General features: G+C 73.6%; 22 protein-coding genes. 9 read left to right on the forward strand and 13 right to left on the reverse strand.

Annotation, left to right across the window (positions count from 1 at the left end; all coding sequences use genetic code 11):
- Positions 1-161: 161 nt before the first annotated feature.
- The 3 genes from ABZ016_RS23100 to ABZ016_RS23110 all read left to right on the forward strand — a co-directional run bounded on the left by ABZ016_RS23100 (position 162) and on the right by ABZ016_RS23110 (position 2,769).
- The gene (locus ABZ016_RS23100) at positions 162-869 is read left to right on the forward strand and encodes a phenylalanine--tRNA ligase beta subunit-related protein (RefSeq protein ID WP_356918539.1); all 708 of its coding nucleotides are present in this window, start codon (positions 162-164) and stop codon (positions 867-869) included.
- Positions 870-1,089: 220 nt separating this feature from the next.
- Positions 1,090-1,518: a VOC family protein gene (locus ABZ016_RS23105; protein WP_356918540.1), complete on the forward strand. Its 429-nt coding sequence runs from the start codon at positions 1,090-1,092 to the stop codon at positions 1,516-1,518.
- A gap of 102 nt (positions 1,519-1,620) precedes the next feature.
- The gene (locus tag ABZ016_RS23110; RefSeq protein ID WP_356918541.1) at positions 1,621-2,769 is read left to right on the forward strand and encodes a hypothetical protein; all 1,149 of its coding nucleotides are present in this window, start codon (positions 1,621-1,623) and stop codon (positions 2,767-2,769) included.
- A 40-nt stretch (positions 2,770-2,809) separates the two neighbouring features.
- Here the strand turns inward: ABZ016_RS23110 and ABZ016_RS23115 are convergent, their stop codons facing one another.
- Together ABZ016_RS23115 and ABZ016_RS23120 are read right to left on the reverse strand one after the other, a co-directional pair.
- Positions 2,810-4,075, reverse strand: a complete 1,266-nt coding sequence (locus ABZ016_RS23115) for an MFS transporter (protein WP_356918542.1) — start codon at positions 4,073-4,075, stop codon at positions 2,810-2,812.
- A 119-nt stretch (positions 4,076-4,194) separates the two neighbouring features.
- Positions 4,195-5,367 (reverse strand): FAD-dependent monooxygenase, encoded by a 1,173-nt coding sequence (locus tag ABZ016_RS23120; protein WP_356918543.1) that lies wholly within the window; start codon positions 5,365-5,367, stop codon positions 4,195-4,197.
- Between the two features lie 94 nt (positions 5,368-5,461).
- Here ABZ016_RS23120 and ABZ016_RS23125 point away from each other — a divergent pair, with 94 nt between their 5' ends.
- Positions 5,462-6,019, forward strand: a complete 558-nt coding sequence (locus ABZ016_RS23125; RefSeq protein ID WP_356918544.1) for a TetR family transcriptional regulator C-terminal domain-containing protein — start codon at positions 5,462-5,464, stop codon at positions 6,017-6,019.
- A gap of 20 nt (positions 6,020-6,039) precedes the next feature.
- On the opposite strand, the gene ABZ016_RS23130 is transcribed toward ABZ016_RS23125, so the two are convergent.
- The 5 genes from ABZ016_RS23130 to ABZ016_RS23150 form a co-directional block, all read right to left on the reverse strand.
- Complete coding sequence (locus tag ABZ016_RS23130) at positions 6,040-6,492, reverse strand: YbhB/YbcL family Raf kinase inhibitor-like protein (protein WP_356918545.1); 453 nt, start codon at positions 6,490-6,492, stop codon at positions 6,040-6,042.
- 146 nt (positions 6,493-6,638) lie between these two features.
- Positions 6,639-7,745 (reverse strand): CapA family protein, encoded by a 1,107-nt coding sequence (locus ABZ016_RS23135; RefSeq protein WP_356918546.1) that lies wholly within the window; start codon positions 7,743-7,745, stop codon positions 6,639-6,641.
- 33 nt (positions 7,746-7,778) lie between these two features.
- The gene (locus ABZ016_RS23140; protein ID WP_356918547.1) at positions 7,779-8,234 is read right to left on the reverse strand and encodes an archease; all 456 of its coding nucleotides are present in this window, start codon (positions 8,232-8,234) and stop codon (positions 7,779-7,781) included.
- An 87-nt stretch (positions 8,235-8,321) separates the two neighbouring features.
- Complete coding sequence (locus tag ABZ016_RS23145) at positions 8,322-8,924, reverse strand: DJ-1/PfpI family protein (RefSeq protein WP_356918548.1); 603 nt, start codon at positions 8,922-8,924, stop codon at positions 8,322-8,324.
- Entirely contained in the window at positions 8,921-9,919 is a 999-nt protein-coding gene (locus ABZ016_RS23150; RefSeq protein WP_356918549.1) for a GlxA family transcriptional regulator, read from the reverse strand. The genes ABZ016_RS23145 and ABZ016_RS23150 overlap by 4 nt, the downstream gene beginning before the upstream one ends.
- Before the next feature lie 141 nt (positions 9,920-10,060).
- Here ABZ016_RS23150 and ABZ016_RS23155 point away from each other — a divergent pair, with 141 nt between their 5' ends.
- The 3 genes from ABZ016_RS23155 (at position 10,061) to ABZ016_RS23165 (ending at position 12,460) form a co-directional block, all read left to right on the forward strand.
- Positions 10,061-10,717: an alpha/beta family hydrolase gene (locus ABZ016_RS23155; protein WP_356918550.1), complete on the forward strand. Its 657-nt coding sequence runs from the start codon at positions 10,061-10,063 to the stop codon at positions 10,715-10,717.
- 32 nt (positions 10,718-10,749) lie between these two features.
- Complete coding sequence (locus ABZ016_RS23160; RefSeq protein ID WP_356918551.1) at positions 10,750-11,394, forward strand: phosphoribosyltransferase family protein; 645 nt, start codon at positions 10,750-10,752, stop codon at positions 11,392-11,394.
- Between the two features lie 85 nt (positions 11,395-11,479).
- Entirely contained in the window at positions 11,480-12,460 is a 981-nt protein-coding gene (locus ABZ016_RS23165) for a TerC family protein (protein WP_356918552.1), read from the forward strand.
- A 73-nt stretch (positions 12,461-12,533) separates the two neighbouring features.
- Here ABZ016_RS23165 and ABZ016_RS23170 read toward each other — a convergent pair whose 3' ends face one another.
- The 4 genes from ABZ016_RS23170 to ABZ016_RS23185 all read right to left on the reverse strand — a co-directional run bounded on the left by ABZ016_RS23170 (position 12,534) and on the right by ABZ016_RS23185 (position 17,432).
- Entirely contained in the window at positions 12,534-13,724 is a 1,191-nt protein-coding gene (locus ABZ016_RS23170; RefSeq protein ID WP_356918553.1) for a CaiB/BaiF CoA-transferase family protein, read from the reverse strand.
- 93 nt (positions 13,725-13,817) lie between these two features.
- On the reverse strand, positions 13,818-15,080 hold the full coding sequence (locus ABZ016_RS23175; protein ID WP_356918554.1) for a helix-turn-helix domain-containing protein: 1,263 nt from the start codon (positions 15,078-15,080) through the stop codon (positions 13,818-13,820).
- A 76-nt stretch (positions 15,081-15,156) separates the two neighbouring features.
- A complete protein-coding gene (locus tag ABZ016_RS23180; RefSeq protein ID WP_356918555.1) occupies positions 15,157-16,131 on the reverse strand; it encodes an alpha/beta hydrolase in 975 nt (324 codons plus the stop codon).
- Positions 16,128-17,432 carry an MFS transporter gene (locus tag ABZ016_RS23185; RefSeq protein WP_356918556.1) on the reverse strand — a complete coding sequence of 435 codons (1,305 nt, stop codon included), beginning with the start codon at positions 17,430-17,432 and terminating at the stop codon, positions 16,128-16,130. Before ABZ016_RS23185 ends, ABZ016_RS23180 begins: the two co-directional genes overlap by 4 nt.
- Positions 17,433-17,488: 56 nt before the next feature.
- Between ABZ016_RS23185 and ABZ016_RS23190 the strand changes: the two genes are divergently transcribed.
- Positions 17,489-18,475: a metalloregulator ArsR/SmtB family transcription factor gene (locus ABZ016_RS23190; RefSeq protein ID WP_356918557.1), complete on the forward strand. Its 987-nt coding sequence runs from the start codon at positions 17,489-17,491 to the stop codon at positions 18,473-18,475.
- Between the two features lie 55 nt (positions 18,476-18,530).
- Here the strand turns inward: ABZ016_RS23190 and ABZ016_RS23195 are convergent, their stop codons facing one another.
- The gene (locus ABZ016_RS23195) at positions 18,531-18,755 is read right to left on the reverse strand and encodes a hypothetical protein (protein ID WP_356918558.1); all 225 of its coding nucleotides are present in this window, start codon (positions 18,753-18,755) and stop codon (positions 18,531-18,533) included.
- Positions 18,756-18,872: 117 nt separating this feature from the next.
- On the opposite strand from ABZ016_RS23195, the gene ABZ016_RS23200 reads away from it, so the two are divergent.
- Positions 18,873-19,778: a LysR family transcriptional regulator gene (locus ABZ016_RS23200; protein WP_356918559.1), complete on the forward strand. Its 906-nt coding sequence runs from the start codon at positions 18,873-18,875 to the stop codon at positions 19,776-19,778.
- Between the two features lie 126 nt (positions 19,779-19,904).
- Here the strand turns inward: ABZ016_RS23200 and ABZ016_RS23205 are convergent, their stop codons facing one another.
- Positions 19,905-20,483: a TetR/AcrR family transcriptional regulator gene (locus ABZ016_RS23205; RefSeq protein WP_356918560.1), complete on the reverse strand. Its 579-nt coding sequence runs from the start codon at positions 20,481-20,483 to the stop codon at positions 19,905-19,907.
- Between the last annotated feature and the right edge of the window lie 93 nt (positions 20,484-20,576).

A 20,576-nucleotide genomic window follows, 5' to 3' on the forward strand; every position in this document is an offset into this window, starting at 1 on the left:
CACCGTGCGGTCGTTCGGTTGACTCGGGTCGGTCGATGCGTTGTACGGTGTGGTCGTTCCATTGATGGTAAGGGATGTGCCGTGATCGCTCTGCTGCCGGCCCTCAGCCTCCTCGCCCTCACCTGACCCCGCAGCCCCAGCCCCCCGAAACGGATCCTTTGATGACCATCTTCCGTATCAGGCCCGCCGTCGCCGACGCCTACCCGGACACCCTCATCGCCGTCGTCACCGCCGCCGGGCTGCGCGGCCGCGAAGCCTGGCCCGCCACCAGCGCCGCCCTGGAGGACCTGGAGGCGCAACTCGCCGACGGCGTCTGGCAGCCGGCCGACGAGAGCGACCCGCGCATCGAGGCCTGGCATGCCGCCTACCGCTCTTTCGGCACCAATCCGCGCCGCATCCGGCCCAGCGTCGACGCCCTGGGCCGCCGCCTCACCAAGAAGGGCACCCTGCCCCGGATCAACCCGGCCGTCGACTCCTACAACGCCGTCTCCGTGCGCCACGGCCTGCCCGCCGGCGCCTTCGACCTCGACCACGTCACCGGAGACGTCGAGATCCGCCACGCCGAGGGCAGTGAGACCTTCACCCCGCTCGGCGAGCCCGGCACCGTCGAGACCCCCAAGCCCGGCGAGATCATCTACACCGACGGCACCGATGTGCTCACCCGCCACTGGAACCACCGTGACGCCCATCGCACCCGCGTCACCGAGAACTCCGACCACGTCGCCTTCATCCTGGAGACCGTCGCCGCCACCCGCGACGGGCACCTGCTCACGACCGCGGCCGACGACCTGCAGACCCTGCTCCGACCGCACTGCGCGAAGACCACTGTGCAGTACCTCAGTCCTGCACAGCCCGACGCCAAGGTCTGACCAGCAGAGGAACGCGCCCACGTCGCCACGGTGATCGAACGACTCCGGCTCCACGCCTGACGGCCCCTCACCCAAGGGGCGGACTCGCCGCGATACGGCCGAAAACCGCTCGACGGTCACGATCGTGCGCGTCTACGATCCACGGCGCGGCATCGCGTGCCGGTCACCGGCCGGGTGAGGCATGGAGGCGCCGCGGAGATGCCCGTGGAGGCATTCAACCGTGTCAGTCGAGTTCAACCACACCATCGTCCTGTCCCGGGACCGGGAGAAGTCCGCACACTTTCTCGCGGAGATCCTGGGGCTGAAGGTCGGGGCTCCGGCCGGGGTCTTCCTGCCGGTGACGACCGCCAACGGCGTCACGCTGGACTTCCTCACCATCGACGCCGACATCCCGATGCAGCACTACGCGTTCCTCGTCTCCGAGGACGAGTTCGACGAGGCCCTCGACCGTCTCGTCGCCGCCCGTATCCCCATCCAGGCCGATCCGCACGGCAACCACCCGCGCCGGATCAACCGCAACGACGGCGGCCGAGGCGTCTACTTCCTCGACCCGGCGGGCCACGGCCTCGAGATCATCACCCGCCCGTACGGCGCCGATCCCGCCTCCCCGATGAACGGAGTCACGGAGGACGTGCCCGGAGCGGTCTGAGCCGACCAGGGGCCGGGCCCGGGGGCGACACCGCTCCCGGCCCCGGCCGAACAGCCGCCCGACCGACGGCCGTTGTCAGTGGCCGGTGGCAGCATCCTCGTCATGACGGATCAGACCTCAGGCTCAGGCGCGCGGACCGTGTACCACGGCGAACTCCACGTGCACTACGGCCAGTTCTACGTGGAGAGCAGTACCGACGGCCTGGGTGAGGGAGACGTGCACCCCCGCGCCGGGCAGCTCAACGGACTGTGCGGAGCCGCTGTTCCCGGCCACCTCTTTCTGACCACCGGTCTGCACACCGGGCGCGTCCACCTGACCGTCGAGGTGCACACCACGGAGCCGCCGCTCGACGAGCAGTGGGAGGAGGTGGTCGAGGTTTCCTTCCGGCCCTCTTCCACCACCGTGATCGTACGGCCGTGGGCGGACGCGCCCCTGTGCGAGTTCGGGCTGGCCGAGGCCGACCACCGCGTGCGCTACTGCGGCCGCGACCTGGACCGGGCGCAGGACGAGGAGCTCTCCGTCCTCGAAGGCGGAGATCCCATCGACCACTACCTGCTGCAGTTCTGGCCGGCCCCGCCGGGCGCGGACCGGGTCGTCAGACAGACGTCACGCACCGCCGAGTACTGGCACCGGCACGCCCGCAGTCTGCCGCCGCCTCCCTCACCACGGGAGGAGGCCGAGGCGGAGAGGCGTCGCAGCGAGGAGCGGGAAAGTGTGGCGCGGGCGGCACGGGAGGAGGCGGAGGCCCTGCTCTGGGGCGGCCGTCCGCCCAGCCCGAGCCTGCGCCAAGTCGGCGGCGACGCCCTGGAACTCGTGGAGCTGGACCGGGATCTCGTCGACGCGGTGGACGCGGCCGGCCCCGAGGCCCAGCGGAGGGTGGCCCGCTGGGCCGCACGGCAGGCCTTGGTGAGGGCCGGGCTGACCGGCGTCGACCGGATCGCGACGGCCCTGGAGTCGGTGGAGCGGGGGGAGGGCCTGCCGCAGCCGTTCGACGTGCCCGACCGGGCCCGGGACCGGTTCGTCAGCGACACTGACATTCCTCCCCCTCCCCAGGGTGACGCGAGCGGCGGGCGGAGCGTGGACTTCGCGCAGCAGGCCAAGGCCCTGACCGCCCTCCGCGCCGCGGTGGAGCCGGACCCTCTGCGGGCAGCCCTCGACGCGCTGTTCGCCGCCGCCACGACCTACGGCGGCTCATATCCGCAGCTGTTCGCGGCGGCCCGTCTGGAGATGCCCGGGCCGCGCGAGGAGTGAGGGGGGAGCGGGCGAATGAGCCCGGCCGTAGCGGCCCGGTTCAGCCGCCGTCCGCCTTGAGCGGCAGCGGAGCCGCCTCGGAGCCGGTGACCGGTGCGTGTTCCCGGCGGGGGAGCAGGAGAGGAGTGGCGAGGAGCAGGGCACCGGCGAGCGCGATGGCCGCACGAGGTCCGGTCGTACTCGCCAGCAGGCCCCACAACGCGGTCACGGCCGCGGTGGTGGCTCTACCGGTGGCCGACCAGGCCGCCAGGATGCGGGTGACCCGGTCAGCGGGAGTCCGCTCCAGCCGGTACGTGGCGAACACCGGGTTGAAGACGCCGCAGCAGGCGATCAGCCCGAACTCGACGGCCATGACCAGCACCAGCCCGGCCGTGCCGGGGCCGACGAAGGCCAGACCGAGGGACCAGCATGCCCGCAGCACCCCGGCGGTGAGCAGGACCCGGTGCCGGCCGAACCGCGTGACGAGCCGGGGGGCCAGACGTGAGCCGAGCAGGCCGCCGGTGCAGGGGACCGCGAAGGCGAGTGCGTACTGCCACGGTTCGAACCGCAGATGATCGACCATCAGGACCAGGAGAGGTGGTGAGGCCGCCATGATCAGGGCGTTGTTCAGGACCGTGTTGAAGAACAAGGGGCGCAGCCCCGGATCGGCGAGGATGTGGCGCCATCCGTCGAGCAGGTCGCCCGCCCGGGGCCGGGCCCGCGGGGGGACGGTCCGCACCGGGCGCTTGTCCTCGCCACCGATCGCCCGGATCCCGAGCGCCGAGAGGAGATAGCTCACCGCGTCGGCCACCACGGTGGTCACCGGCCCGAACAGCCCGATCGCCGCCCCGCCCAGCGGCGGCCCGATCATGCTGGCCGTCCAGTTCGTCGCCTCGAACCGCCCGTTCGCAACGAGCAGTTCCCGCCCCGGAACCAGCTCCTTCAGGAACGCCCCCGCCGCGGCGTTGAAGGTGATGTCGGCCGCCGCGACCGCCACCGACACCAGCAGCAACTGACCGAAGCTCAGCCGGCCCAGGGAGAAGGCCACCGGAACGCTCAGCAGCACCACGCACCGGAACAGGTCCGCCGTGATCATCACGGGCCGTTTGCGGCGGCCCTCCGCCCACGGCCCGAGCGGCACCGACACCACCGCGCCGACCGCCGGCCCGACCGCCGCCAGCAACGACACCTGCGCGGGCCCGGCGTCCAGCACCAGCACCGCGATCAGCGCGAACGCGTCGAACGCGAGCCACGTGCCCGCCGTACTGACCGCGTACGCGCCCCACAACCACCCGAACCGCCGCCCCAACGGCCCTCCGCCCGCCATGCCCGGCGCACACTCCCAGCTCTCGCGGACAACCCGGTGTTGACCGGGAGCCATCCAAACGAGCACCGGGCCGCCCGGGCAAACAACCATCCGTCGCCCGCGCCACAACCGGACGTTGTTCACGGCGACACGGGCCGGTCCCACCGCGGCGGAGTCCAGTCCGCGTGCCGCACGACCGCGCGGACCAGGGCGCCCGACGGGGCGAGCCTCAGGGCCGTGTTGCGCGCGGCGACGGCCACCGGGTGCGACAGTTGCTGGCCCATCCGGCCCGCCCGGCGGGCGGCGCGTGCGACAGTCTGGCTGCGCGGGCGGCGCTCGGCGTCGTAGCGGGCGAGCGCCGAGGCGACGGTGGGTTCGCCGGCGAGCGCGGCGGCGAGGGTCGCCGCGTCCTCGAGCGCCTGACAGGCGCCCTGCCCGAGGTTCGGGGTCATGGCGTGGGCCGCGTCCCCGAGCAGGACGACACGGCCCACGGTGAAGGCCGGCAGAGGAGTCACCAACTCGCGGACGTCATGGTGCAGCACGTCCCCGGGCCGGGTCGCGGCCAGCAGGGCCGGGATCGGGTCGTGCCACTCCGCGAACCTGCGGCGCAGCGTGCCCAGCGGGTCCGCGTACCGCACTCCGGGCGGCGCGTTGAGCACGGCGTGCCACTCCGCCCGGCCGTCCGCGAACACGATGTGCCCGAACTCGGCGCCCCTGCCCCAGGTCAGTGCGAAGTCGCTGCGCGGGTCCACCGGCTGTCCGGTGATGGCGCGCAGCACGGTCGATCCACTGTGGGCGGGTCCGGGGTGGCCCGGGAAGAGCTGGGCCCGCAGCCGGCTGTCGACCCCGTCGGCGGCCACGACCAGGTCCGCCTCCAACGCCCGGCCGTCGAGTACGACCCTCGGACGGTACGGGTCGGAGCGGTCGACGTGCGTCACCGCCGCTCCGACCGCCAGGCACTCGGGTGGCAGGGCCGTGCGCAGCGCACGGTGCAGCACGGCCCGGGGGATGCCGACGATCGGCGAGCCCAGGGCGCGTTCGAGCGCCGCCCCGTCCATCCGCGTCAGCCAGGCGCCCCGGGGAGCGCGCGTGCCGCCGGTGTACTGAGGCCGGGCGGCCGCCCGTACAGCCGCCCCCACACCCAGGAAGTCCAGGGCCCGCAGGCCGTTGGCGTGCAGGGAGATTCCCGCACCCACGTCGGCCAGGACGGGCGCGCGCTCGACGACCGTCACCTTCCAGCCGGCCTGCCGCAGTCCGACTGCGGCCGCCAGCCCGCCGATCCCGCCGCCGACCACCACCGCGTCGCCCCCCATGGGGTTTCCCTTCCCCGGTCGGCCGCTGAACCGGCCGAATCTTCTACAGATGTAGAAAGCCTAGACCGTGTCTCTACAGGTGTAGAAAGGAGGGGTGCCCACTGATCGACGTACCGTCCTCGCCGACGCCGCCATAGACGTTCTCGCCGGGAGTGGGATAAGGGGACTGACCCACCGGGCCGTGGACCGCGCGGCCAATCTGCCCTCCGGTACCACCTCGGCGTACTTCCGGACCCGGCAGGCCCTGCTCACGGCGCTGGTCCGGCGCCTGGTCGCACTCGACCAGGCGGAGCTGGACACGGTCGGCCGGGCGACACCGGTGACTCACGAAGCGGGGGACCTGGTGGCGGGCATCGCCGCGTTCGTCGAGCGGCGGCTCACCGGGGAAGGGCGTCGGCGCTCCCTGGCGCGGTACGCCTGCGCCGTGGAGAGCGTGCACCAGCCCGAGCTGCGGGAGATCCTCGTGCCGCGCGAGAACGCGGGGCGCCGTGTCGTGCACGCCTTCCTGGCCGCCCAGGGGGTGGCGGACGCCGAGGAACGCACCCTCACCCTGCTGGCCTGTGTGGACGGCCTCGTCTTCGACCGCCTCGTGAGCGGCGGCAGCGTGTCCGAGGCGGAGATCCGCGGCCTGGTCGCCGCGGCCCTTCGGTGACCAGGCGCTGGAGGGCTTCCTCAGCGCTGGTACAGCCCGACCAGCGTCCCGTCCGCGAGGCGGCGCTTCTCGACCTCCTCGTGCACCTGCTTCGCGGCGGGCGCGTCGGGCAGGACGCACGGTTCGGACAGGGCGTAGAGCCGGAAGAAGTAGTGGTGCGCGTCGTCGCCGGGCGGGGGGTGCGGCCCGCCCCAGCCGGGCTGCCCGTAGCTGTTGACGAGTTCCGTGCCGCCCGGCGGGCAGTGCCCGGCCTCGACGCCGTCGCTGTGCGGGTCGATGCCGACCACGACCCAGTGCGCGAAGGTGCCCGACGGGGCGTCGGGGTCCTCGCAGAGCAGCACCAGTTCGGTCGCGTCGTCCGGTACGCCGCTCCAGGTCAGCGGCGGAGAGACGTTCGGTCCCTCGTACGAGTACCGGCGCGCGATGAAGGAGTGGTCGTTGAACGCGTTGCTGCGCAGATCGATGCCGGTCATACGGCCCGGAGTACCCCCGTCCCACACGGGCATGCGGTTCGGGCCCGCTCGCCTCGGGTGCCCGGAAACCCTCCGGAGCGAGAGCGAGAGCTGATCTCGGGGCCGCTGCTGCGGCCGGAGGCGGAAACGCCTCGACGGCCGCCTGTTCAAACGCCCGTCAGCGCGAGCGACCCGTCGGGTTCCAGCGTCAACCCCGCCCCGCCGCTGATCCGGTCGAGCGTCGTACGCAGCCACATCCGGTCCGCCCGGGACGCGGGCTCCAGACGCAGGCGCCGCGCCCGCAGCGGCACCATGCGCAGTCCCGCCAGCCGGCCGCTGTCCGCGGCGAGCGACACGAGGAAGGCGAGCCGCAGGTCGTCGCGGTACTCCTCGTACCCGGAGATGCCCTCGTAGTCGTCGATGAAGTCGCCGCAGCCGTACAGGATCAGCCGGTCCCGGTACACCTCCAGCGGGCGTGGGTGGTGCGAGGAGTGCCCGTGCACGACGTCGACACCGCCGTCCACCAGGGCGTGCGCGAACCGGACCTGCTCCCGGGGCACGTGGAACCCCCAGTTAGAACCCCAGTGCACGGAGACGACGGTGAGGTCACCGGCCCGCCCGGCCCGCTTCAGGTGCCGCACCACGGCATCGGCCACGGAGCGCGAGAGGTCGGGCAGGTACGCCACGCCGGGCCGCTCCGCCGTCGCCGCCCAGCCGGACGGGATGCCGCTGGAGCGTGCCCCGAGGGCGAGCACCAGCAGCCGGCGGCCATCGGGGAGCGGGACCACGGCGGGGGTGAACGCACGGTCGGCGTCGTGTCCCGCACCCGCCGTGCGCAGACCCGCCCGGGCCAGCGCGTCCAGCGTCTCCAGCAGGCCGGCCCGCCCGAAGTCCAGGACGTGGTTGTTGGCGAGGACGGTCACATCGGGCCGCACCGCCGCCAGGGCCGGCAGGTTGGCCGGGTGCATCCGGTAGTGGATCTCCTTGTCCGGGGCGAACGTGCCGCCGGAGGTCACCGACGTCTCCAGATTCACGATCCGCGCGTCCGGGAAGGCCTCCTCCAGCACCCGCAGCGCGTCGCCCCACGGCCAGGACGGGTCGACGGGTGCGGGCAGCGGACCGTGCACCGACTCCGCCAGCCTGACGTAGGACCGCGCGTCCTCGACGTACGCCTCCCGCAGTGCCGGATCACCGGGGTGCGCCAGGATCTGGTCGACACCGCGCCCGAGCATCACGTCACCGCACAGGAACAGCGTCACGACGCCGTCGCCCACACCTCCACGGTAGGCACACCGGGACCCGCGGGATCAGGCGTCCACCCGTACGGCGCACGACCAGCCGTAGGGGTCCGGCCCGATCCGCAGCTCGTCCCACGCCACCGCCCTCGGGACGGCCCCGGTGATCGGCACGTCCGCCACACCGGTCACCGCCAGCCGTACGTCCAGCCCGCCGTCGGCCTCGTCCGCCTCCACGTCCACGGGCACCTGGCCGTACGCCTCCAGCCGGAAGATGACCTCGTCCAGCAGGGAGGCGAGCAGGTCGTCGTCACTGGCCTCGGCCAGCCACACCTGGTCCACGGCGGTGGGACGCACCCCGGTGACGTCGGCGAAGCACTCCACCATCGCCAGGACGGCCTCCGCCAGACAGTGCCCCCGGCACGCCGCCCACGCCTCGATCCGGATGTCGCCCGGATGCGGCACCGCCCGGTGCCCGCACTCGCCCGCCTGCCGTCCCTGCCCGCCGTCGCTCGTGTCACCACCCATCCACATCACCTGCCCGAGGCTGGCGCACCCATGCAGGGGCCACCCATGCAGAGCCCACCCATGCGGGGCCCACCCCCGGTATGCCCGTCAGACGGGTTCGTCCGCCAGGTACGGCGGCGCCGGGTCGTACTGGATCTGGCGGCGCACGGCCCGCGCGTGGTCACGGCCGTGCAGCCGGCCGACGAGCCAGAGCGCGCTGTCGATCCCGGCCGAGACGCCCTGGCTGGTGATCAGCTTGCCGTCCACCACGTAGCGCACGTCCCGGACCACCGTCACATCGCCCCGCGCCTCCAAGGCGTCCTCCTGGCTCCAGTGCGTGGCCACCCGGCGTCCCCGGGCAGGACCCGCCGCGTGCAGCAGGAACGTGCCGGTGCACACGCCGTGCACCCACGCGGCCCGCTTCGCCGTCTTGCCGATCCAGTCGGTGACCACGGTGTTGTGCAACTCGGTCTCGCGCGCGCCCCGCCCGCCCGGCACGTGCAGCACGTCAAGTGGCGGATGGTCGTCCAGGGAGTGGTCGGGCAGCACGCGCAGGCCCTTGTTGCAGCGCACCGGGCCGGGACGCTCGGCGACGAGCACGGCCGTGTCCGCGTCGCCGCGGAGCCGGGAGGACATGGTGAAGACCTCCCAGGGCCCGGCGAAGTCGAGCTCCTCGGCGTCCTCGAAGACCAGCAGGCCGTATGTGGTCATGCGTTGCTTCCTTCCTCTGCGGGATGTGCGGTGCCGGGGAACTCCGCCGTGGAGCGGAACCTGGCGCGGTACTCCGACGGCGCGACCCCGAGCCGGCGGTGGAACGTACGGCGCAGGGTCTCCGCGGTGGCGAAGCCGCAACGGCGGGCGATGGCCTCCACCGGTTCGTCCCCCTCGGTGAGGGCGCGCTGCGCCGCCTCGACCCGCACCCGCTCGACGTACGCGGCCGGCGGCACGCCCAGTTCCGCCGTGAAGCGGCGCTGGAGGTGCCGCGGGCTCAGCCCGGCGTGCGCGGCGAGGCCGGCGATGTCGTGCCGGGCGCCCGGATCGCTGTGGATCGCGGTGACGGCGGCCCGCACCGGGTCCGTGGCCGGCCGCCGCGACCACAGCGCCGGACTGAACTGCGACTGGCCACCCGGCCGGCGCAGGAACAGCACCAGCCGGCGGGCCACCGCGTGCGCGACGTCCCGGCCCAGGTCGTCCTCCACCAGGGCGAGCGCCAGATCCATACCCGCCGTCACTCCGGCCGACGTCCACACCCGCCCGTCCCGGACGAAGATCGGATCGCAGTCCACCCGCACCCCGGGATGCTCCCGGGCCAACTGCTCCCCCCGCGCCCAGTGCGTGGTGACCCGCCGCCCGTCCAGCAGTCCAGCGGCCGCCAGCAGGAACACCCCGCTGCACACCGACGCGACCCGCCGGGCCCCGGCCGCCGCGGCGGCGATCCAGGACACCAGCGCCGCGTCCTCGCGGGCCCGGTCGACGCCCCGGCCGCCCACCACCACGAGGGTGTCGATCCCGGCCGGGTCCAGGTCCGCCACGCCGTGTGCGGCGTGCACGAGCAGCCCGCTGACCGACCCGACCGGACCCGCCCGGGGCGCCACGACCTCGCAGACGTAGTCCCCGCCCGCGCCGTGGAACACCTCGTGCGGGCCGGTGAGGTCGAGCGGCTGGAAACCGTCGAAGACGACGAAGACGATACGGCGCGATGTCACCCCTTCACGCTCCACCGGACGGCGGCGTGGCGTCAACGACACACACCCCACGGATCGCGCCATACGGGCCGTGGGACGCCTCCCGTGGCGTGGGTAGGCGGACCGGAGGTACGAAGGGAACCGGGGGAGAGGAGGCCTCCGATGAACTCCCGGACCGTCGTCGTGCAAGCAGCGGGCGCCGCGCTCACCGGCGATCTGACGATGCCGTCGGCCGCTCGGGCGGTCGTGCTGTTCGCGCACGGCAGCGGCAGCTCACGGCACAGCCCCCGCAACCGCGAGGTCGCCGCCGGTCTGCGCACCGCCGGGCTCGGCACCCTGCTGATCGACCTGCTCACCGAGGAGGAGGAACGGCTGGACCTGCGCACCGCCGAACTCCGCTTCGACATCCCCCTGCTGGGCCGCCGTCTGGTGGGCGCCGTCGACTGGCTGGCACAGTCGCCCGGCACCCGGGGCCTTCCCGTCGTCCTGTTCGGTGCCAGCACCGGCGCGGGCGCCGCGCTGACAGCCGCCGCCGAACGCCCCGACCGGGTGAGGGCGGTCGTCTCCCGCGGCGGTCGGCCCGACCTCGCGGGCGTCGCCCTGGACGCCGTCGAGGCCCCGGTGCTGCTGATCGTGGGCGGCCGTGACCAGCACGTACTGCGGCTCAACGAGGAGGCCGCGCGGCGGCTGCACAGCCCGCACAGCCTCCTTGTGGTGCCCGGCGCCACCCACCTGTTCGAAGAACCGGGCGCACTCGGCCAGGTCACCGAGGCGGCCCGGCAGTGGTGCGAGGAGCAGCTGAAGACGGCGGCGGGCTGACGACCGCCGTGCCGGAAGCGGAGGTGACCGTCATGCAGTTCCGTGACCGCCGGCAGGCCGGCGGGCGACTGGCCGAAGTCCTGCGCACCCGGCAGGGGGAGGGGGCCCTGCCCGCCCCCCTCGTCCTCGCCCTCCCGCGTGGCGGGGTCGCCGTGGCGCGCGAGGTCGCCCGGCTGCTGGACGCCCCGCTCGACGTCCTCGTCGTACGGAAGATCGGGGCACCCTTCCAGGAGGAGCTCGGCGTCGGCGCGATGGCCGGGGACGAGGTGCCGCTCCTCGACGAGGACGCCCTGCGGCACCTGGGCATCGGGGAGGCCGCCCTGGCCCCCGTCATCGAACGGGAGCGCGTGGAACTGCGCCGCCGCGAGCAGCTCTACCGGCAGGGCCGCCCCGCCCTCGACCTGCGCGGACACACGGTGATCGTGGTGGACGACGGCCTGGCGACCGGCTCCACGGCCCGGGCCGCGCTGCGCTACGTACGCCGCCAGGAACCCGGAAGGGTGGTGCTGGCCGCGCCCGTCTGCTCCCCGGAGGCGGCCGAACTGATGCGGGCCGAGGCCGACGAGGTGATCTGCCTGCACCGGCCGGCCGCGTTCATGGCCGTGGGCCTGTGGTACGAGAACTTCGAGCAGCTGACGGACCGGGACGTCCTGGAAGCGCTCCACGTGCAGCTTTGACCAATTGTTCACTCGGCAGGACTGGCGGGAATCAGCCACGGCGGACAACGATGTCCCATTCCCACACCTGCACCAGGAGTAACGAGTGAACGTCTCACTGTCCGTGTGGCTGCTGACCGTGGCAGCTCTGTGTCTGCTCGTCGCCGTCGACTTCTTCGTCGGTCGCAAGCCCCATGACGTGTCCCTCAAGGAAGCCGGGACGTGGACGGTGGTGTGGGTCGTCCTGGCCGTGCTGTTCGGGGCGGGGATCTGGTACTTCGGTGGGAGCGGGCCCACGGGTGAGTTCCTCGCCGGCTACATCACCGAGAAGTCGCTCAGCGTCGACAACCTCTTCGTGTTCGTCCTGATCATGGCGAAGTTCTCGGTGCCCTCGCAGTACCAGCAGCGCGTACTGATGATCGGTGTCCTGGTCGCCCTGGTGCTGCGGGCCGGCTTCATCGCGGCCGGCGCGGCGATCATCTCCGCCTTCTCCTGGGTCTTCTACCTCTTCGGCGCCTTCCTGATCTGGACCGCCTGGAAGCTGATCCAGGACGCCCGCAAGCAGGACCACGAGGAGGAGTACCAGGAGAACAAGCTGCTGAAACTGGCGGAGCGGCGCTTCGGAGTGGCCGATCGCTACCACGGTACGAAGCTGTTCATCACCGAGAACGGCAAGCGGATCATGACTCCGATGCTGGTCGTGATGCTCGCGATCGGCTCCACCGACGTGCTGTTCGCCCTCGACTCCATCCCCGCCATCTACGGCCTGACCCAGGACCCGTACATCGTGTTCACCGCGAACGCCTTCGCCCTGATGGGCCTGCGCCAGCTGTACTTCCTCATCGGCGGCCTGCTGAAGAAGCTGGTCCACCTCTCCTACGGCCTGTCGATCATCCTCGGCTTCATCGGCGTCAAGCTGGTGCTGCACGCCCTGCACGAGTCGGGCGTCCACGTCCCGGAGATCAGCATCCCGTTCTCGCTGACCTTCATCGTGCTGGTCCTGGCCGTCACCACGTTCACCAGCCTGCGGGTGTCGAAGCGGCAGGAGGCCGAGGAGGCGGCACCGCGGGCGGCCGAATCCCGCTAGGTCGTGTCCGCAAAGTCCCGGCGTCCGCCCGGAGGGCGGGGCAGGCGGGACTTTGCGGACACGGCCCAGGCGCTCAGACGACGCCGTCCGCGCGCAGCGCCGCCACTTCCTCCTCGGTGCGTCCCAGCTCGCCGAGGATCGACTCGGTGTGCTCGCCCACCGCCGGTACGGGGTCCATGCGCGCGGGCAGCCCCGCGAGGTCCGCCGGCGGGAGCAGCGCCTCCACCGTGGCGCCGGGCACCGCGACCTCGGTCCAGCGGCCGCGGGCGGCCAGCACCGGGTGGTCCAGGAACGCGGCGACGTCGTTGACCCCGGCGCAGGCGATGCCGATGCTCTCCAGGTCCTTCAGGATCTCCTCGGACCCGGAGCGGGCGAAGCGGGCGGCGACGACGGTGTTGAGCTCCTCACGGTGGGCGACGCGGTCGGAGCCGGTGGCGAAACGCGGATCGTCGACCAGTTCCGGCCGGCCGAGGAACTCGGTGCACAGGGCCACCCACTCCCGCTCGTTCTGGATGGAGAACAGCACCTCCTTGCCGTCGGCGGCGGCGTACGTCCCGTACGGGGCGATGGTGGCGTGCTGGGTGCCGATGCGCGGGGGCTGGGCGCCGCCGTGCCGGGTGTAGTAGGCGGGCTGTCCCATCCACTCCGCGAGCGCCTCGAACAGGGACACCTCCACCGGGTGGGCCTCGCCGGTGACGGCGCGGGTGTACAGGGCGGTGAGGACGCCGCTGTAGGCGTACATCCCGGCGGCGATGTCGGCGACGGAGATCCCGGTCCGGGCGGTCCCCTCCGGGGTTCCCGTCAGGGACACCAGCCCGGTCTGGCACTGCACGAGCAGGTCGTACGCCTTGCGGTCGGCCCAGGGGCCGGTCGTGCCGTACCCGGATATCGTGCACGGGATCAGACGGGGCCGGCGGCCGGTGACGGTGGCGGAGTCCAGCCCGAGCCGGCCGGCGGCGCCCGGGGCGAGGTTCTGCACGAAGACGTCGGCGCCGTCGAGGAGTTCGTGCAGGATCTCGCGGCCCCGCGGGTCCTTCAGATCCAGCGTGAGGGACTCCTTGGAGCGGTTGAGCCACACGAAATAGCTGGAGTGGCCGTGCACGGTCGTGTCGTAGCGCCGGGCGAAGTCGCCGCCGCCCGGGCGCTCCACCTTGATCACACGGGCGCCGAGGTCGGCGAGCTGCCGGGTGGCGTAGGGCGCGGCCACGGCCTGCTCCAGGCTGACCACCGTGACCCCGGACAGGGGGTACCGCTGCACGCTCATGCCTCAAGCTCCTGAACCTCGTACGGACGGCGCCCGGACAGTGTCCCCCAGGGGGACGGCGACGGCCCGGCGCAGGGGCCGCTACGGCCGGGGCTACGGCCGCGCGAGGTGCCGCATGGCCAGCGCCAGTTGCAGGCGCAGCCGCCCCTGCGGGGTGCGCACCGGCCAGCCGAGCAGCTGTTCGGCGTGGGCCAGCCGGTCCTGGAGCGTGGAGTGGTGGATGTTGAGCCCGGCGGCGGCCGCCCGCAGACTCCCCGTCGACGCGATCGCGTGCAGGGTGGCCGACAGCCAGGGCGTGGACGCCGCGGCGGCCTCCAGGGCCCTGACGTCGGGCGGCGGTTCGGCGCCGGGTGCGACGAGGTCGGCGAGGAGGGCGATACCGCCCAGCTCGTCGGCGTGCACCACCCGCGGCCCGGGGTCCTGCGGGGTGCCCTCGGCGGTGAACCGCAGCGCGGTACGGGCCGCGTCCCACGACGCGGGCAACTCCAGCACGGGGACGGCGGGCCCGACCCCGAGCCGTCCGGCCGGGTCGGCCGCCGTCCCGTCGGGTACGACCCGTGGCCGGTCGTTCAGCGGGGCGAGGACCCGGGCCGGGGCCGACGGGTCGAGGCCGAGACGGCGGGCGGCGTGCAGCCGGGCCGGTGCCGGGGCCGTGGCGTCGAGCAGGGTCTCCACCAGGGCGGGGTCCTCGGCCGGCGCCCGGCCCCGGGTACGGTCGAGCACGACCCGGAGGGCACGTGCGGCCCGCTCGAGAATCACGGCGTCGACGACGCTGAGCGCGCCGCCGCTGTGCCCGGCGCCGCCCACACCGGGTGCCGTCCGGGGTCGGTCGGCTTCGTCCGGGCTGGGGGCCGTCCGGGGTCGGTCGGCGTCGTCCGGACTGGGGGCCGTAAGGGCTCGGGCGGCGTCGTTCAGGCCGGGTGCCGACCCGATGCCGCCGACCGCCCCGCCCTCACCGGCGGCCCCACCGCCACCGAGCGCCCTCCCGGCCCCGGCCGCCTCGACCACGCCCCGACGTACCCCCGCACGACCCGGGCCCGTCCCGTCGGGCGCCGCCGTCCCCGCTCGCTCCAGCCACAGGAGCGCGGGACTGTCCGGGGCCAGTCGTGCGGAAGGCCACGTCGGATCCGGCGGCACGTCGGTGTCACGTCGGGTGCCGTCGGTCTCCACCCGGACGCGTACGCGCCGCTCGGGGTCCACCAGCCGGGCGGGGCAGCCGGCCAGTACGGCGGCACCGCGTACGAGGGCTTCCACACCGGCCCTGGACTCGGCCAGGCGGTCGAAGTAGGCGATGACCCGGACCGCTGCCCCGGCATCCGGATCGAGCGCGGTCAGACGCCCGGCCAGCTCTTTCATAGGCCCATGGTGCGGCATGGGACCGCTTGCGCGGCAGGGAGCCGCCGGGCTCGTCCGTCCGGCAAGGCCCTTGCCGTCACCCGCCCAGCAGCCTCCGCAGCCAGTCCAGATGCGCCGCCCGCGCCGACTGGGAGAGCGCCGCCTGCGGTGCGAAGCCGTCGAAGCCGTGGAAACCGCCGGGCCAGACGTGCAGTTCGGCCACGCCACCCGCCTGCCAGATGCGCGAGGCATAGGCGACGACCTCGTCACGGAAGGTCTCCGCGGAGCCGACGTCGAGGAAGGCCGGAGGCAGCCCGGACAGGTCCTCGGCGCGAGCCGGCGCCGCGTACGCCGGTACGTCGGGCCCGCCGCGCCGTTCGCCCAGCAGCGCGGTCCAGCCGGTCTCGTTGGCCGTGCGGTCCCACACCCCCAGCCCGGCCATCTGGTACGTCGACGGCGTGTCGTTGCGGTCGTCCAGCATCGGGCACATCAGGAGCTGCCCGATCGGCTGCGGCCCCTTGCGGTCCCGGGTGAGCAGCGTCAGGGCCGCACACAGCCCACCGCCCGCGCTGGCCCCCGCGACGACGATCCGCTCCGGGTCGCCCCCGAGCTCGGCGGCGTGGTCGGCCGTCCACAGCAATCCGGCGTACACGTCCTCGATCGGCGCGGGATGCGGATGCTCCGGGGCCAGCCGGTACTCCACCGACACCACGACCGCGTCCAGTTCCTCGGCCCAGGCCAGGGGCCCGTCGACGCCCGCCCGGTTGTCCCCGATGACCATGCCGCCGCCGTGCACGTGGTAGATGACCGGCCGTGCCCCGGAAGCCGCCGGGGCGGTCGGCCGGCAGATCAGGAGCGAGATGTCGGGCTCGCCCTGCGGCCCGGGCACGTGCCGGTCCTCCACCTCGAAAACCCCGCCCCTCGTGAGGTCCGGCTCGGCCAGCATCTGGATGCCCGCGCCCTGGCGTATGCCGGCGATCTCGTCCAGGGTGAGACCGGGACTGATCACGTCCTTGATCAGCTCGAGGGCTGCGGCGAGTTCCGGGTCGAACGGGGGCGGGACATGTGTCATGGCGTCTCCTCACGCGAGGTCGCGGCGGCTGGTTCGGCCATGATCGGTCCCGCCGCGCCGGACCCGGGCGCCGCCGACCGGCGGAACCTCCCCGCCGTTCGGCGGGTGGCGCTCCGGTGGCTTGCGAGGGCCACCGCGGTGAGCGCGGCGACCAGCGCACACACGCCGAGCCAGCCGAAGCGGCCGTACCCGCGCGTGCCCAGCCACGAGCCGGCGGCGCCCCCAAGATACGCGCACGTCATGTACGCGGTGGTGAGCCGGCTGCGCAGCTCGGCGCGCAGCGCCTGGATCCGCACCGTGTTGGCGACCGTCCCGGACTGCATGCCCACGTCGAGCAGCAGCGTTCCCACGACCAGGGCCGTCACGCCCGCCGCTCCGCCGAGGCCGCCCAGCGCCAGCACGGCGGCCGAGGCGCCCACCATCAGGAAGCACACCCGGTTGACGGCGTCCGGCCCCCGCCGGTCGACCTGTCGGCCCGCGGCCGGCGTGCACACCATGGTCACCGCGTTGACCAGGGCGAGCAGTCCCACGGCCCCCGCACCCGCGCCGTACCCCGGACCCGTGAGCAGCAGCGCGGCCCCCGTCCACACGGCGGAGAACCCGGCGAACACCAGGGCTTGGTACAAGCACGACATGCGCAGGCCCGGTTCCGTGCGAAGCAGCCGCAGCGGCTCGGTCAGGAGCGCCGGACCGCCCCGGGCGGAGGGGGGCGGGGACGTCCGCGGAAGCACACGCGCCGACAGGACGGCCGCCGCCAGGGACAGCACGGCGGCCAGGACGTACGGCGCCCTCCAGCCCAGCCAGTCGCCCAGGGCTCCGCCGACCGCGCGGGACAGCAGCATGCCCGCGAGGCAGCCGCTCAGCAGGGTGCCGCCGGTGACACCGCGCCGTTCCTCCGGCACCAGACCGGCCGCGAGCGGCCCGGCGAGCGGCGCCGCCACGGTGGTCACCCCCACCAGGGCGCCGGCGCAGACCAGCGGCACCAGCCCCGGCGCGGCGCTCGCGGCGAACAGCCCGAGACCGGTGAGCGTGAGCAGGGTGACCAGCAGCGGGCGGTACGGGAGGCGGTCGCCGAGCGGCACGAGCAGGCAGATCCCCGCCGCGTAGCCGAACTGGGTCGCGGTGACGACGCCGGCCGCCGCGTCGGGCGAGACGTGCAGCCCGGACGCGATCAGCGGACTGATCGCCTGAGGGAAGTAGACGTTGCCCACTGCCGCGCCGCAGACGAGCGCCAGGGCCAGGATCACCCGGCCACTCGCGCCCGGGCGGGCTGTACGCTGCCGGTCGTCGTGATCCGTCATGGACCGAAGTCCACGCCATGGCGGGGCGGTTGCCAAAGGATGTAGCGGGGGCCTTAATGATCAGCTTCCGGCTCGACGTCGAGGACCTCGCCGACACTCGCTTCGCGATCTCGCCGCTGCGCGAGGTGATGGGCAGCCTGCGCGCCCTGCGTGCCCCCGCCCTCTTCCCCCTGCACGTCCGATGGCGTGCCGCCGTGCTCGAGGGGCTCGACCCGGCCGACGCCCCGCTGCTCGCGGCTCTGGTGGGGGACACCCTGGCCCTGCCCGACTTCCTGACCCCCAGGCCGGCGTCCTTCGCACCCACCCTCGACGAACAGTTGACGGTCGTACGCGCCACGCCCACGGAGACCGTGCGCCGCGATCTGCTCGCCGCCCACGCGCCCCGACCCCTGCCGGACGCGCTGCGAGCGGCCACCGCACCGGGTGACGCTCCCGTCCTGGAGCTGCTGGAGGAGCTGTGCGGACTCCTGCGCCGCTACTGGGAGTCGGCGCTGCTGCCGTCCTGGCCGCGGATGCGGCTGGTGCTGGAGGCGGACATCACGCACCGGGCCCGGCAGCTGGCCACCGGGGGCGCCCGGCTGCTCTTCTCGGACCTGCACCGCAACCTGCGCTGGGAGGAGGGTGTCCTGCGCATCGACCGGATGCGCGGGCGCCATCACGTGGACGGCTCCGGGCGGGGGCTGCGCCTGGTGCCGTCGCTGTTCGCGCACCAGCCGGCGCCCCCGGTCAGCGCCGAGGAACCCCCGATGCTCGCCTACCCGGGCCGGGGCGCCGCCACCCTGTGGGAGCCGGAGCCCGAGCCCCACGCCCCCGCCCTCACGGCGCTGATGGGCGCACCCCGCAGCACGCTGCTGCGGCTGCTGGCCGAGCCACTGCCGACGGTGGAGCTGGCCCGGCGCCTCGGGGTGACCCCGAGCGCCGTGTCCCAGCACCTGCGCGTACTGCACGCGACGGGCCTGGTGACCCGCGCCCGCGACGGCCGCCGCGTGCTGTACCGGCGCAGCCCGCTCGGGGAGCGGCTGGCCGCTCACGGCGTGGCCTGACCGGCGGCCGCAGCCCGCGGCGGCTCATGGGTGTGGTCGGACGGGCCGCAGCACCTCAGTGACCAGCCGTACCCGACCCGGCCGAAGCGGACGCCGGCCGGCTGCGTGAGACGACGCGTGTGCCGCAGCCGTCGACGATCCGGACCTGGAGCGAGCCGCAGCCGCAACGCGTCCACTCCGTGCGGCCCGTCGCGGTGGTGTGCCGGGACAGCACCTGGAACGGCTCCCCTCCGTCGGGCCAGCCGCAGTGCGGGCAGACGGTGCGGGTGGTGCAGGTCATGTCTTCGACTCCTCGTCCCTCGTGGCTGGTTGATCGTCGCGACACAGCCAGGGTGCGTCGAAGCCTCGGTACACGTCCAGGTTGACTTTGTGGACGCCATTGTGAAGCGTGGCCTTCATGATTGACCTGCGCCGGCTGCATGTCCTCAGGGCGGTCGCCCACTACGGCACGGTCACCGCGGCCGCCCGCGCCCTGCACTTCACCCCGTCCGCCGCCTCCCAGCAGATCCGGCAGCTCGCGAGGGACCTGGGCGTCGACCTGCTGGAGCCGCAGGGGCGCGGGATCCGCCTCACCCCCGCCGCCGAGAGCCTGCTCGCGCACGCCGACGCCATCCAGGCCCGCTGGGACCAGGCGGAGCTCGACCTGAGGGCCGACCACGGGGCGCCCTCCGGGGTGCTGCGCGTGACGGGCTTCCCGGTGGCCATCTCGGTGCTGCTGGCGCCGATGGCGGCCCGGCTGGGGGAGCGGCATCCGCGGCTGTCCGTACGGATCACCGAGGCGGGGGTGCCGGAGAGCTTCGACCTCCTCTTCGAGGGCGAGACCGACCTTGCGATCGTCGAGTCCACCCCGCACAACCCACCGCTGAGCGACACCCGGTTCGATCAGCAGCCGTTGCTCGACGACCCGTTCGACCTGGTCGTTCCCGACGGGCACCGGCTGGCCGGACAGGCTCGGGTCGATCTGGCCGAAGCCGCGCGCGAGTCGTGGATCGCCCCGGTCGAGGAGAGCCCCTGCCGCCCGCACGTCCTGTCCGCCTGCGGCGCGGCGGGGTTCACCCCCGACGTCGTCCACCACGCCCTCGACTGGAACGTGGCCGCCCACCTCGTCGCCCACCGGCTGGGCGTCGCCCTCATCCCCCGCCTCGCCCACCTCACCCCGCATCTCCCGATCACGCGCATCCGCTGCACCGGCAACCCCCACCGCAAACTCCTCACCTGCACCCGAGGCGCCGGCCACGCCCGCCCAGCGGTGACAGCGGCCCTGCGTGAACTACGCGAACTGGCCCCCACAACAGTCGCCTGACCTTGGCCGGCCGCCCACAGCCTGACCCCGTCCGGCCGCCCACACTCCGACCTCCGCCGACCGCCCACGACTTGGCACCACCCGGCCGCTCACACGCCGTTCCTCATGACCCGGCTGCGCCGAAGGTCACCCCCGGGGCGCCCCCACCCGCAGCGCGTCCATGACGAGGTCGAGGAGGCGGGTGGCGCGGGGTCGCCAGTCGCTGTGGGGGTCGATCGTCCAGAGGCCGCCGATGGTGAGGAAGAGGTCGTCCGTGGTGACCCCCGGGCGGATGGTGCCCGCCTGCTCGGCGGCGCGGAGCAGGAGTTCGGCCGCCTCGGTCACCGGGGTGTGTCCCGGCTTCGCGGGTTTCCCCGGTGCGCTGGTGGCCTGGCGGATCGCGTCGGCCAAGCCGGCCTTGGTCATGGCGAACTGCGCCAGCCGGTCCATCCACTCGCGCAGTGCCCGGTCGGGTTCCCGGCACTCCAGCAGCGGTGCCGCCGTATCGGCGACCTGCTGCATCTCATGGCGGTAGATCTCCAGGACGAGGGCCTCACGGCTGGGGAAGTGGCGGTAGAAGGTCCCCTGCCCGACCCCGGCCTTCTTGGCGATCGCGCTCAACGGGGCGTCCGCCGAGCGCGTCAGTTCGACCAGGGCCACTTCCAGGATGCGTTCGCGGTTGCGTTGCGCGTCCGAGCGCAGCGGAGCGTCCTTCTTCTGCCCCACCCGTCCTCCTCGCGGTCCCTGGCCGAAACCCGTCCCTTGTTAACCGGACAGTTGTCCGTTACGTTTTTCGGGTAACGGACAACTGTCCGCTTG

The organism is Streptomyces sp. NPDC006372 (assembly GCF_040612515.1).
Lineage (GTDB): Bacteria > Actinomycetota > Actinomycetes > Streptomycetales > Streptomycetaceae > Streptomyces.

Excerpts from the sequence above, each read along its gene's own strand:
- ABZ016_RS23115 (WP_356918542.1), bottom strand. The coding sequence starts at position 4,075 with ATGGCGGGCGGAGGGCCGTTGGGGCGGCGGTTCGGGTGGTTGTGGGGC.
- ABZ016_RS23180 (WP_356918555.1), bottom strand. The coding sequence starts at position 16,131 with ATGACACATGTCCCGCCCCCGTTCGACCCGGAACTCGCCGCAGCCCTC.
- ABZ016_RS23100 (WP_356918539.1), top strand. The coding sequence starts at position 162 with ATGACCATCTTCCGTATCAGGCCCGCCGTCGCCGACGCCTACCCGGAC.
- ABZ016_RS23175 (WP_356918554.1), bottom strand. The coding sequence starts at position 15,080 with ATGAAAGAGCTGGCCGGGCGTCTGACCGCGCTCGATCCGGATGCCGGG.
- ABZ016_RS23130 (WP_356918545.1), bottom strand. The coding sequence starts at position 6,492 with ATGACCGGCATCGATCTGCGCAGCAACGCGTTCAACGACCACTCCTTC.
- ABZ016_RS23120 (WP_356918543.1), bottom strand. The coding sequence starts at position 5,367 with ATGGGGGGCGACGCGGTGGTGGTCGGCGGCGGGATCGGCGGGCTGGCG.
- ABZ016_RS23110 (WP_356918541.1), top strand. The coding sequence starts at position 1,621 with ATGACGGATCAGACCTCAGGCTCAGGCGCGCGGACCGTGTACCACGGC.
- ABZ016_RS23185 (WP_356918556.1), bottom strand. The coding sequence starts at position 17,432 with ATGACGGATCACGACGACCGGCAGCGTACAGCCCGCCCGGGCGCGAGT.
- ABZ016_RS23170 (WP_356918553.1), bottom strand. The coding sequence starts at position 13,724 with ATGAGCGTGCAGCGGTACCCCCTGTCCGGGGTCACGGTGGTCAGCCTG.
- ABZ016_RS23140 (WP_356918547.1), bottom strand. The coding sequence starts at position 8,234 with ATGGGTGGTGACACGAGCGACGGCGGGCAGGGACGGCAGGCGGGCGAG.
- ABZ016_RS23160 (WP_356918551.1), top strand. The coding sequence starts at position 10,750 with ATGCAGTTCCGTGACCGCCGGCAGGCCGGCGGGCGACTGGCCGAAGTC.
- ABZ016_RS23155 (WP_356918550.1), top strand. The coding sequence starts at position 10,061 with ATGAACTCCCGGACCGTCGTCGTGCAAGCAGCGGGCGCCGCGCTCACC.
- ABZ016_RS23195 (WP_356918558.1), bottom strand. The coding sequence starts at position 18,755 with ATGACCTGCACCACCCGCACCGTCTGCCCGCACTGCGGCTGGCCCGAC.
- ABZ016_RS23145 (WP_356918548.1), bottom strand. The coding sequence starts at position 8,924 with ATGACCACATACGGCCTGCTGGTCTTCGAGGACGCCGAGGAGCTCGAC.
- ABZ016_RS23200 (WP_356918559.1), top strand. The coding sequence starts at position 18,873 with ATGATTGACCTGCGCCGGCTGCATGTCCTCAGGGCGGTCGCCCACTAC.
- ABZ016_RS23190 (WP_356918557.1), top strand. The coding sequence starts at position 17,489 with ATGATCAGCTTCCGGCTCGACGTCGAGGACCTCGCCGACACTCGCTTC.